Annotated in this window: 10 protein-coding genes and 1 pseudogene; 5 read left to right on the forward strand and 6 right to left on the reverse strand. The window is 38.2% G+C overall.

The window, feature by feature from the left end:
- The 4 genes and pseudogenes from ACFIJQ_RS08160 to rpsL form a co-directional block, all read right to left on the reverse strand.
- Positions 1-76 (reverse strand): annotated as a pseudogene (locus ACFIJQ_RS08160) (elongation factor Tu); the annotation flags it as partial.
- Positions 77-138: 62 nt separating this feature from the next.
- Positions 139-2,223, reverse strand: a complete 2,085-nt coding sequence (fusA, locus tag ACFIJQ_RS08165; RefSeq protein ID WP_015856588.1) for an elongation factor G — start codon at positions 2,221-2,223, stop codon at positions 139-141.
- A gap of 24 nt (positions 2,224-2,247) precedes the next feature.
- Positions 2,248-2,718: a 30S ribosomal protein S7 gene (gene rpsG / locus ACFIJQ_RS08170; protein WP_015856589.1), complete on the reverse strand. Its 471-nt coding sequence runs from the start codon at positions 2,716-2,718 to the stop codon at positions 2,248-2,250.
- An 18-nt stretch (positions 2,719-2,736) separates the two neighbouring features.
- On the reverse strand, positions 2,737-3,108 hold the full coding sequence (gene rpsL, locus ACFIJQ_RS08175; RefSeq protein WP_005773262.1) for a 30S ribosomal protein S12: 372 nt from the start codon (positions 3,106-3,108) through the stop codon (positions 2,737-2,739).
- Positions 3,109-3,598: 490 nt separating this feature from the next.
- On the opposite strand from rpsL, the gene xth reads away from it, so the two are divergent.
- The 5 genes from xth (at position 3,599) to ACFIJQ_RS08200 (ending at position 7,780) form a co-directional block, all read left to right on the forward strand.
- Positions 3,599-4,381: an exodeoxyribonuclease III gene (gene xth, locus ACFIJQ_RS08180; protein ID WP_015856590.1), complete on the forward strand. Its 783-nt coding sequence runs from the start codon at positions 3,599-3,601 to the stop codon at positions 4,379-4,381.
- Positions 4,382-4,503: 122 nt separating this feature from the next.
- Complete coding sequence (locus tag ACFIJQ_RS08185) at positions 4,504-5,409, forward strand: transporter substrate-binding domain-containing protein (RefSeq protein WP_273788552.1); 906 nt, start codon at positions 4,504-4,506, stop codon at positions 5,407-5,409.
- Positions 5,410-5,550: 141 nt separating this feature from the next.
- Complete coding sequence (locus ACFIJQ_RS08190) at positions 5,551-6,303, forward strand: amino acid ABC transporter permease (protein WP_273788551.1); 753 nt, start codon at positions 5,551-5,553, stop codon at positions 6,301-6,303.
- Between the two features lie 2 nt (positions 6,304-6,305).
- Positions 6,306-7,022, forward strand: coding sequence for an amino acid ABC transporter permease (locus ACFIJQ_RS08195; protein ID WP_273788550.1), 717 nt, complete (start codon positions 6,306-6,308; stop codon positions 7,020-7,022).
- A gap of 11 nt (positions 7,023-7,033) precedes the next feature.
- Complete coding sequence (locus ACFIJQ_RS08200) at positions 7,034-7,780, forward strand: amino acid ABC transporter ATP-binding protein (RefSeq protein WP_015856594.1); 747 nt, start codon at positions 7,034-7,036, stop codon at positions 7,778-7,780.
- Between the two features lie 102 nt (positions 7,781-7,882).
- Here the strand turns inward: ACFIJQ_RS08200 and ACFIJQ_RS08205 are convergent, their stop codons facing one another.
- Together ACFIJQ_RS08205 and ACFIJQ_RS08210 are read right to left on the reverse strand one after the other, a co-directional pair.
- Positions 7,883-8,674: a tetratricopeptide repeat protein gene (locus ACFIJQ_RS08205; RefSeq protein WP_375629756.1), complete on the reverse strand. Its 792-nt coding sequence runs from the start codon at positions 8,672-8,674 to the stop codon at positions 7,883-7,885.
- A 1,141-nt stretch (positions 8,675-9,815) separates the two neighbouring features.
- Entirely contained in the window at positions 9,816-12,539 is a 2,724-nt protein-coding gene (locus ACFIJQ_RS08210; protein WP_273788556.1) for a valine--tRNA ligase, read from the reverse strand.
- Positions 12,540-12,594: the final 55 nt, after the last annotated feature.

A 12,594-nucleotide genomic window follows, 5' to 3' on the forward strand; every position in this document is an offset into this window, starting at 1 on the left:
TCTTCCCATGATCAACGTGACCAATCGTACCAATATTAACATGCGGTTTTGTTCGTTCAAACTTGCTCTTCGCCATCTGAGCTCTCCATTTTCCGTCCAAGCCAAGGACTAAGTTAAAAATTAATTACCAACCTGAAATTACGCGTATTTCTTTTGAATCTCCAAAGCAACAGCCGAAGGTACAGGCTCGTAATGATCAAACTGCATTGTGTACTGTGCACGCCCCTGACTCATAGAGCGAAGGGTATTCACATAACCAAACATATTTGCCAAAGGAACCATCGCATTCACAACCGTTGCAATACCGCGCGCTTCAGTTCCCGAAATCTGTCCCCGACGAGAATTGAGATCACCAATAACATCACCAACATAATCATCTGGTGTAACAACTTCCACCTTCATGATCGGTTCAAGAAGCTGTGCACCAGCCTTCTTTGCTCCATCACGAAAAGCTGCACGAGCAGCAATCTCAAAAGCCAAAACCGAAGAATCAACATCGTGATAGCCACCATCAATAAGTGTTGCTTTTACACCAAGCATAGGAAAGCCCGCAAGAGGACCTGACCCCATAACACTTTCAATCCCTTTTTGGACGCCGGGAATATATTCTTTAGGAACAGCACCACCCACAATCTTCGACTCAAAAATAAAGTCATCACCATCATGAGGCTCAAAAACAATTTTCACACGAGCAAACTGACCGGCACCACCCGATTGTTTCTTGTGCGTATAATCAATTTCCGCCATTTTAGTAATTGACTCACGATAAGCAACTTGAGGCTGCCCAACATTTGCTTCAACCTTAAATTCACGGCGCATACGGTCAACAATAATATCAAGATGAAGCTCACCCATTCCAGCTATAATAGTCTGACCAGATTCCTCATCCGATTTAACACGAAATGAAGGATCTTCGGCTGCCAGACGATTAAGAGCAATACCCATTTTTTCTTGATCTGCTTTTGTTTTCGGTTCAATTGCAATCTCAATAACAGGCTCTGGAAATTCCATCCTTTCCAAAATAACAGGCTTCAAAGGATCACAAAGAGTATCACCTGTTGTCGTCTCTTTAAGTCCTGCAAGAGCAACAATATCACCAGCAAATGCTTCTTCAATATCCTCACGAGAATTTGAATGCATTTGAAGCATACGCCCCAAACGCTCTTTCTTCTTTTTCACAGTATTCTCAAGAGAAATACCTTTCTGAACTTTACCTGAGTAAATACGACAGAACGTCAACGAACCAACAAAAGGATCATTCATAATTTTAAAAGCAAGCATAGATAGTGGAGCATCATCTGAAGATTCGCGTGTCGTCTCAGTCTCAGTCTTCACATCAATACCACTAATTGCCGGAACATCAACTGGAGAAGGAAGATAAGAAACAACAGCATCCAAAAGCGGCTGAATTCCCTTGTTTTTAAAAGCTGTACCACAAAGAACCGGATGAAACTGAACTTCTACTGTCCCCCTACGAATGAGAGAAACAAGCTGTTCATTGGTTGGCATAACACCTTCTAAATAAGCCTCTGTCGCAGCTTCATCAACCTCCACAGCCATCTCAATCAGTTTCTCGCGATATTCTTCAGCTTTCTCTCTTAAATCAGAGGGAATTTCACTTATCACCGCCGAGGCACCAATAGAACCATCCCACTTTAAAGCCTTCATTTCTACAAGATCAACAACGCCTTCAAAGTCATTTTCAGCACCAATCGGCAACTGCAAAACAAGCGCTTTAGCACCCAACCGAGAACCAACCATCTCCACACTACGATAGAAGTCAGCTCCTATTTTGTCCATTTTATTAACAAAAACCATACGAGGCACACGATATTTCTCAGCTTGCCGCCAAACAGTTTCCGTCTGAGGCTCCACACCAGCATTTGCATCCAACAAAGCTATTGCACCATCAAGAACACGCAAAGAGCGCTCAACCTCAATCGTAAAATCAACGTGCCCTGGCGTATCAATAATATTAAAGCGACGCTTCCGACCGTCACGCCCTTCCCAAAACGTCGTTGTCGCAGCAGACGTAATCGTAATACCGCGCTCCTGTTCCTGCTCCATCCAATCCATCGTAGAAGCACCATCGTGGGTCTCGCCAATTTTATGATTCTTGCCGGTATAGAAAAGAATACGTTCAGTCATCGTAGTCTTACCAGCATCAATATGCGCCATAATACCAAAATTACGATAATCTTCAATTTTATATTCGCGAGCCATTATATTTGCCTTAGTTTAAAACTTCTACCAGCGATAGTGAGAAAAAGCACGATTAGCCTCAGCCATACGATGAACATCTTCACGCTTTTTCACGGCAGAACCGCGATTATTAGCCGCATCCATCAGTTCACCAGATAAACGCTCAATCATCGTCGTTTCATTCCGACCACGTGCCGCAGCAATCAACCAACGAATAGCAAGAGCCTGACGACGATCAGGACGAACATCAATCGGAACTTGATAAGTAGCACCACCAACACGGCGTGAGCGAACTTCAATATGAGGAGCAACATTCTCCAAGGCCCGATGAAATAGAGCCACAGGATCTGTTTTTACTCTTTTTTCTACAGAATCAAGCGCACCATAAACAATACGCTCTGCAACTGATTTTTTACCATCAAACATAATGGCATTCATAAATTTCATAATAACCAAATCACCAAACTTAGGATCTGGATTAATTTCACGCTTTTCTGCTCTATGACGACGGGACATTGGCTTTGTCTCTCAATATTATTTTGGACGCTTTGCGCCATACTTTGAACGACGCTGTTTACGATTCTTGACACCCTGCGTATCAAGCAAACCACGAATAATGTGATAACGAACTCCTGGCAAATCTTTCACACGACCACCGCGAATCATCACAACAGAGTGCTCTTGAAGATTATGTCCCTCTCCAGGAATATAACCAATCACCTCAAATCCATTCGTCAAGCGAATCTTAGCAACTTTACGAAGAGCAGAATTAGGTTTCTTCGGTGTTGTTGTATAAACACGCGTACAAACACCACGTTTCTGCGGATTCGACTGCAAAGCAGGAACCTTATTACGTTTAACTGGCGCTACACGCGGTTTGCGAATCAACTGGTTTACGGTAGGCATGCAACCTTCCTCTTTTCGATCTACATTCGTCTCACCCAATCGGGCTTTTCTATTTCATTTCTATCTACTCCAACAGAATCGGAACAGATATCTAAGTCTACACACAAAATCGGGCATACCTGCAAAAAAACAGTTCACCCGACCACAAGCAGAGAAGGCAATAGCCTTTTGCACTAGCATTTGCTTTTAATCTTCTTAACACCTGTGAATAATCTTTCGGTTCATATCCAAAACACCTGATCATATCCACATCGGTTATGTCCACCTCTAATAGCGAGAACACTTACATTCGTCAAGAACTAAACAGCAGAAAGTTTTTAAAAATGAAAATAAATTAAATTTTAGAACTTTAAATTTGCTTTTACCGCTACTCTTGATAAATCAATTTACCATAGTAATATCCCTATAAATAAAAAAGCAGCAATGTGACTGTAATAAAACATGAATGCAGTAAATTGAATTGCATACTTGATATCTAATGATGAGCGCCATGAAAATAGCAACGTGGAATATTGCTGGAATAAAAGCACGACATGAAACATTATGTCAATGGCTGCAGCAGAGCCAGCCGGACATAGTCTGTTTACAGGAAATTAAAAGTATTGATGAAAATTTTCCACGCGATGCAATTGAAAATTTAGGTTACCATATAGAAACACACGGACAAAAAAGTTTTAATGGTGTTGCGATTCTCTCTAAAAAAACACCAGATGAAGTGATCCGTCGATTACCAGGCAATGATAATGATGAGCAGACACGTTACATTGAAGCTGTTTATTCAACAAACAAAGGTGTTGTTCGTGTTGCATCTCTCTATTTACCAAATGGGAATCCTATTGAGAGTGAAAAATATTCCTATAAAATAGAATGGATGGAAAGATTATATACACATGCAAAATCATTGCTTGCGTATGAAGAACCCCTTATTCTAGCGGGTGATTATAATGTCATCCCCGCTCCATTAGATGCAAAAAAACCTCAAGAATGGTATCAAGATGCCTTATTTCTTCAAGAAACAAGAAAAGTATTTCAACGTATTCTTAATTTAGGTCTTTACGATGCTATCCGGAATGTCACCGATACTCCCTCCTTCAGTTTTTGGGATTTTCAGGCGGGTGCTTGGCCTAAAAACAATGGGATTCGCATTGATCATTTATTATTATCACCAGAAGCTGTTGATCAGCTTATTTGCGCTCATAGTCAAACAGAAGTAAGGGGATATCAAAAACCATCCGACCACGTTCCTGTTTGGATTCACCTTAATATCAATTAAGAAAGTACACCCCCCATTATGAAACAACAAAAAAATTCCACTCAAAAATAATAACTATGCTACACCATGTAAACAGTATATCTTAAACAGCTAAAGTAAAGATAAATGAATGGAGGACATAAATGAAGAAATCATTATTAATGTTTATTGCAGCAACGGCCATTGGTTTTACAAGCGTCGCGCATGCTGAACATGATACTCTTGAAAAAATAAAACGAACAGGGGAAATTACTTTAGGTGTCCGTGAATCATCTGGTTTAGCCTACGCCCTTGGTAATAATAAATATGTAGGTTTTCATACAGAAATGGCAGAACGTATCATTGATGATATCTCAAAAAAAATTGGTAAACCAATTAAAATTCATTATCTTCCTATCACTTCTCAAAATAGAATTCCTCTCTTAAAAAATAAAACCTATGATTTTGAGTGCGGCTCAACAACAAATGATATTGCCCGCAGTAAAGAAGCAGCATTTGCTTATACGACATACATTGAAGAGGTTCGGATTGCTGTAAAGAAAAACTCTAACATTAAATCTCTTGACGATTTAAATGGAAAAACAGTCGCAACGACCACCGGTACAACATCTGTTCAACTTATTCGTAAAAACAAACGTGCAAAAAACATTCAGTTTAAAGTTTTAAAGGGGAAAGATCACGGAGATAGTTTTTTATTATTAGAATCTGGTAAGGCAGATGCTTTTGTTATGGATGCTTCAATTCTTGCTGGACATATTGCTAAATCAAAGAATCCATCTGATTATGTCATTCTTGATACTGTACTTTCAGTCGAACCTATCGCCTGTATGCTCAGATTAAATGACAAAAAATTTGAACAAACAATCAACGATAGTATCGTACGTCAGATTAAAGATGAATCACTTGAAAAGCTTTACAATAAGTGGTTTATGAAACCGATTCCACCTGCTAACACTGTTATGAACCTTCCCTTGTCAAAACAAACAAGATATGCTTGGGATCACCCAAATAATAAGCCTCGAGAAAGCTACACAGAGAAAGATTTATAAAATTTAATAAAGAAGAACCACACTCTTTAAAAATTGAGTGTGGTTTATATTTTAATTCACTTTTTAATAAATTTAGCCTATGTAGATGCGCTTAATTTATTGTCCTATTTGTGAATGACTAATTTGAGGGAATATCAATTAATGGACTTTTCTTTCCTTTGTAGAGATGACCTTACCCAAACACTGGTAACAGGATGCCTAGGAACTCCCGGCGTGAGTCATACCTATTTAGATACACTTCTCGATGGCTTAAAAAATACGGTTATATTGTCTATCACTTCACTTATCTTAGCTGTATTGTGTGGTGTTATTATAGGAACAATGCGCACTTTACCCAAAACATCGATAATCAATTATATATTTCGCACTATCGGTGCTATTTGGGTAGAGATTATGCGTAATATTCCCCTCCTTGTACAAGTATTTTTGTGGTATTTTGTTGTTCCTAAGATTTATCCACCAGCAATGAAATTTTCCCCTATTCTCTTAATAACATGCGCATTAGGATTCTTTACATCTGCACGCATTGCAGAACAGGTTCGTTCAGGCATTGAAGCGATTCCTTCTGGACAACGTTATGCTGCTATGGCAATGGGGTTTACAACTTATCAAAGTTATCGCTATATTATACTACCACGTGCTATACGTACAATTATGCCGCCGCTTACTTCAGAAGCAATGGGCATTGTGAAAAATTCGTCTATAGCATTCGCCGTTTCAATAAATGAGCTCATGCAATTTCAATACCAAGCAATTGAAGAGGTAAGCCATGTTTACGAAAACTATTTGCTTGTTACGATTCTTTATATTCTAATAGCCTTATTCGTATTCATTGTGATGACAGTCATTGAACAAATACTCAAAATTCCTAATTTTCAAACAAAGGGAAATTGAAAATGATGAATTTCATAAGCTCTCAGTTTGGACTTTATTTTCCTTTCAATTTTTCCGACTTTGATTTTTCCTTTTTTACCTTTGATGTATTTCGTTCTTACATTTTATCAGGTTTGCTCTTTAGCGTTTTTCTAACTCTTTTTGCAACGGTATTGGGGTTTGTTTTCGGCACCCTTTTAGCAATGATGCGCCTTTCTTCCATAAAACTTCTTTCTTGGTTTGCAATCGTTTACATAACAGCTATGCGTTCAATACCACTTGTGATGGTTATCTTATGGTTTTTCGTGCTTTTACCTTTTTTAACCGGTACATCCATCGGTGCAAATAAATCAGCACTCATTACCTTTACCGCATTTGAAACGGCTTATTTTGCAGAAATTATGCGTGCTGGCATAAACTCAGTTTCGCAAGGACAAAAATATGCGGGACAAGCTCTCGGAATGACATATTGGCAAAGTATGTACATTGTCATTCTTCCTCAAGCCTTTAGGGACATGCTACCAGTTTTTTTAACACAAGTTATTATCCTTTTTCAGGATACAACCCTTGTTTATGCAATCAGTGGCAACAGTCTTTTAAATGGTTTTGATATTGCTGCTAATAATTTTGGTGTAAAGCAAGAAGCTTATATCTTAGCAGCTGTTTTCTATTTTGTTATCTGTTTTACACTGTCACAAATAGTTTTGTATTTACAAAAAAAAGTATCCATTATTCGCTAATAGGAAAAAAAATGTCTACTCATATGATCGAAATAAAAAATGTTTCTAATTGGTATGGCGAAATTAAAGTCCTTAAAAACTGTACAACCAACATTAATAAAGGAGAGGTTGTTGTCGTTTGTGGTCCATCAGGATCAGGAAAGTCAACACTCATTAAAACTATTAACGCTCTCGTTCCTTTTCAAAAAGGTGAAATTTGGATTAACGGAGTACCAGTTCATTCAAAAAAAACGAATCTGCCTAAATTGCGAAGTCAGGTGGGAATGGTATTTCAACACTTCGAGCTTTTCCCCCATTTATCTGTCACAGAAAATTTGACAATTGCGCAAATCAAAGTCCTAAAACGAAGCAAAAAAGAAGCACTTGAACGTGGATTGTTGTATCTTGAACGCGTTGGGCTAATTGAACACAAAGATAAATATCCTGGTCAACTTTCTGGAGGGCAACAACAACGTGTTGCTATTGCACGTGCCTTAACTATGGATCCACTTGTCATGCTTTTTGATGAACCAACATCTGCTCTAGATCCTGAAATGGTAGGTGAAGTGCTCGATGTCATGATTAGCTTAGCAGAAGAAGGTATGACGATGATTTGTGTAACCCATGAAATGGGATTTGCACAAAAAGTCTCGGAGCGTGTTATTTTCATAGATCAAGGAACAATTCTTGAAGACTGTTCATCTAAAGAGTTCTTTTCTGATCCACAAGCGAGAACACCAAGAACGCAAGAATTTTTGTCTAAAATCTTAAGTCATTAGCCGTTATATTATCACAAAAAGCTATCTCTACTGTAAACTTAGACACAAGACAGTAGAGTTTAATAACGGATGAGAGAATGTAAAAATATTACAATCAGATGTTTAAAAACTGTTATTTTTTAAAATATCAGCAACCAGTGAAATTGCTGTACGTCTCTCAAATTCATTACAAAGAGCAAAAGCCTGTTCTTGCAAAGGGCGAATCCAATTTCTGTCTTTTACATTAGCTTTTTCATAGGCAGCAGTTAACAATGCTGCCCCACGGACAATTTTTCCTTCTTGAAGCAGCATATTTCCAAGCATTGCTTGGGCGGAAGGATTTCCTTTTTTTGCTGAAAGTTGAAACCATCGTGCTGCTTGTATAAGATTCTTCTCCCTTCCCTCTCCCTTTAAAAATATTTTTCCTAAATGATACTGAGCTTTAGGATTTCCATAGTTCACCGCAGCCTGCATATAAAGATGAGCAGCATAAGAAGGATCAGGTTTCACAGGTGATTGAGGAATACCTTTTTTTATATATCCCGCAAGTTTAACCAATGCATCAGAAACATAACTTTCATCCTCTGAACCAAGATCAGCACCTTTTTCAACAATATATGCAAAAAAATGATATGCCTTATAATCATTTTTAGGGACACCATCACCGTTTGCATAGATAGAGCCAAGTTTCCAATTCGCACCAATATGGCCTCTCTTAGCCGCACGACGTAATGCTGCAATAGCCTGATTTATATGCCCATCTTTATAAGCAGACATACCACGTTTAAAAAAATAAAACGCACCATCATTCGCTTCTTGCAAGCTATTGACATCTATTGCATAAACAGTCGAAAAAAATCCCCCTAAAATCACAACAATAGTGGCTTTTTTCCATATCTGAAACCTATTAACCATTTCCCCCCCTATCTCAATTTTAATGATTATATCTGTTACAAATTTCTTTGTAGATATTTAAACCCTTTTTCTTAGTAAAAAGCACACGCGATTTCAAAATAAAAATTTTAAAAGAAAAGATCAATAAATAAAAACCATCCAAAATGTTCGATAAAATTAAGTATCCATTTTTATATATAACAAATTGATTTTTAAATATAAATCCTCATCCTATATTTTGTAACACCTACTTTAACATTCTAGGATTTATTGATTTTAAAATTTTATACGTATGAATAAAAATCGCTCAATAAAATAACGTGCATTAAACAGCAACTTGAGAACGAAGAGAATACATGATGAATGGTAAGCGTTTAAGCATAAAAAACAATACGAAAGATAAATAAATATAATGATGATCGTTAACTTATAACTTCACAACTGCCTTACCACCTTAAAGATGAATTTTTTTGCCACCATTAATCTATAAACAATACAGCTTTTTGTTTAACAGATTCCACCTGACATCATTTCACATGGGGTTAATTCATACTTTACACACAAGCCCTACCTCAGAATACTCACCACTACATAAAACAAAAATACCACATGTGTAATTTTACATGCCTTATATTGCTACTCTAAATGATGATGTTTTACAGTAATAAAACAACATATTGATTTATAATCATAATTTACCTTTTTTGCATGTTGAATGAGTCCCTAGAATATCGTAAGATTCTCCCATTCAAAACCTGTTCCATGTTGAATCAATCAAAACCATCCGCTTGCACATTACAAGCAGAGAGAGCTATGTGGATAAAAACTCTGTGTAAGAAAGAACTAAAAATGCCTCTCATGACTGGTCTTAAGTGCCAAATCCTTGTCCGGATTGGGTGGGATGGTGTCAGCGCTTGTTACTTCACAAGCGAAAAGAAGGGGAGCTCAATGGATTTACCGTTATACCATTCATGATTTCCGTCGTGAAATAGGCTCGGGTACCTTAAAAGATATTCCTTTAATGATAAACATAAAACAATGGATTTCAGTAGAGATTTTATGATCGTTCATGAAAAACTAATAAAAGAAAAAGCTTCTTTAAAGAAGATCTACACCAGCCCTAATGGTATGAAATCATCCATCAAAAAATAAAAAGCTGAAATCAATCCAACCGCTCTAAAGCAACAAATATTTTCTTCTGCGCTGCACGCAGTTCTACAACCCTGTTCCGTTCACGCTCAACAATTTCTGCTTTTGCATTTGCTATAAATTTGGGATTGTTTAACTTAAGCGATATTTTTTCAATATCTTGTTCAATTTTACTGACATCCTTCCTCAAACGAACACGTTCAGCTTCCAAATCAATCAACTGTCCTAATGGTAAACAAAAAATAGCCTCTCCCAAAATCATTTGTGCCGATACTTCCGGAACTTTATCAGAGAAATCAATAACTTCAATACGCGCTAATTTTTTAAGAAGTGCATCATAACGCTTCACACGCTCTCGCGTTACTTCCCCTCCTTCAACAACAACAAGAGGTGCTTGTGTAGCCACTGGAATATTCATTTCAAAACGTACAGACCGAATCCCTGTAACGACATCAATAAGCCAATTAATATCATCAGCAGCTTCTTCATCTATCAACGTTTCCTCTGGCCATTTTGTCAATGCGAGCATATCCTCACGCTTGATGGCTTGCGTTTCTGTAAGAGACCACAACTCTTCCGTCATATGGGGCATAAAAGGATGAAGAAGTTTATAAACTTCATCTAAAACCCAAGCAGTACAAGCTTGAGCCTCATTTTTAGCATCTTCATTTTCCCCCTGAAAAATAGGTTTGAGAAGCTCCAAATACCAATCACATAATGTATTCCAAATGAAACGATAAAGTGTGGCAGCTGACTCATTAAATTTATAGTGTTCAATACCAGTCGTCACTGCTGAAATCGTTTTAGATAACTCTGTTAAAATCCAACGATTAAGCGCCAGTTTTGCTTGTTCTGGCTTAAAAGTTGGATCATGCTTCACACCATTCATCTGTGCAAATCGAGTAGCATTCCACAATTTCGTAGCAAAATTACGATAACCAGCAATACGGGAAGCATCAAGTTTTACGTCACGACCTTGTGCTGCCATAATAGCTAAAGTAAACCGAAGCGCATCAGCACTATATTGATCAATAAGCTCTAAGGGATCAATAATATTTCCCTTTGATTTTGACATCTTCGCACCCTTTTGATCCCGAACAAGAGCGTGCACATAGACCGTTGGAAAAGGAACGTCACCCATAAAGTGAAGTCCCATCATCATCATACGAGCAACCCAGAAAAAAATAATATCAAATCCTGTCACAGACAAAGATGTTGGGTAAAAAGTAGATAATTCAGTCGTTTTATTTGGCCATCCTAATGTTGAAAAAGGCCAAAGAGCTGATGAAAACCAAGTATCTAAAACATCCGGATCACGAATTAATTCAACAACCTCACCATAATGAGCATAAGCTGAATCTAAAGCCTCTTTTTCACTTTTTTCAACAAAAACCGTCCCATCAGGACCATACCAAGCAGGAATCTGATGTCCCCACCACAATTGGCGAGAAATGCACCAAGGTTGAATATTTTCCATCCAATTGAAGTAAGTCTTTTTCCAGCTATCAGGAACGAACCGCGTTTTGCCTTGTTGAACAGCCTCTATCGCTGGCTTTGCTAATTCAGCAGCATGAACATACCATTGATCTGTCAAAAACGGCTCAATAGGAACACCACTGCGATCTCCATGAGGAACCATATGGGTATGATCGTCCACAGAGGCTAAATATCCCTGTTCTTCCATCAAAGAAACAATCTTCTGGCGTGCAACAAAACGATCAGATTTATCGAGATTTTCTACTAACATTTTTAATTCATCTGATAAAATCAAACCATCAAAAAATGCTTCATTTTCACGAAGAAAAATCTCTGCTTTTTGGGTAAAAATATTGATCAAGCGTAAATGATTACGCTGTCCTACTTCAAAATCATTAAAGTCATGAGCTGGTGTGATTTTTACAGCACCACTTCCAGCTTCAGGATCAGCATGCGTATCACCAACAATTAATAATCTACGACCAACAAGTGGCAAAAGAGCATTTTTACCGATAAGATTTTTATAACGCTCATCTTCAGGATTAACGGCAATTCCTGTATCACCAAGCATTGTTTCTGGTCGTGTTGTCGCCACTGTTATAAAAGTTGTCGCATCATTTGGATCAAAAATTTTACCCTCAAGTGGATATCTAAAGTGCCACAAATGTCCTTGAACTTCTTTTTGCTCAACTTCAAGATCTGAAATAGCTGTCAACAATTTAGGATCCCAATTGACGAGGCGCTTATCCCTATATATCAACCCTTGCTTATAAAGCGTGACAAAGACTTCACGAACTGCCTGCGACAACCCCTCATCCATTGTAAACCGCTCACGCGACCAATCACATGAAACCCCAAGGCGACGCAACTGGTTTGCAATAACGCCTCCAGTTTCATAACGCCACTCCCAAATACGCTCAATAAACTTTTCTCTCCCCATTTCTTGACGCGTTGGCTCTTGGCGTTCTGCAAGTTGACGCTCTACAACCATTTGTGTAGCAATCCCAGCATGATCCATACCAGGCTGCCACAAGACATTTCTGCCACGCATCCGCTGAAATCTGACTATTATATCTTGAATTGTCGTATTGAGCGCGTGCCCCATATGAAGTGAGCCCGTAACATTAGGAGGTGGAAGCATAACGCAAAAAGGCTCTGCATCGCTTTTAGAACCAGCTCCCACTTTAAAAGCCCCACGAGTCTCCCATCTCTTTGCAACCCGTTGCTCTATAGAGGCAGCATCATAGTTTTTTTCTAACATTCTATCCATCCATAACGCCGCTGAAAAACACAATACATGATCAAATCCCGATCAA

The organism is Bartonella sp. TT67HLJMS, assembly GCF_042193375.1.
Classification (GTDB): Bacteria; Pseudomonadota; Alphaproteobacteria; order Rhizobiales; family Rhizobiaceae; genus Bartonella; species Bartonella grahamii.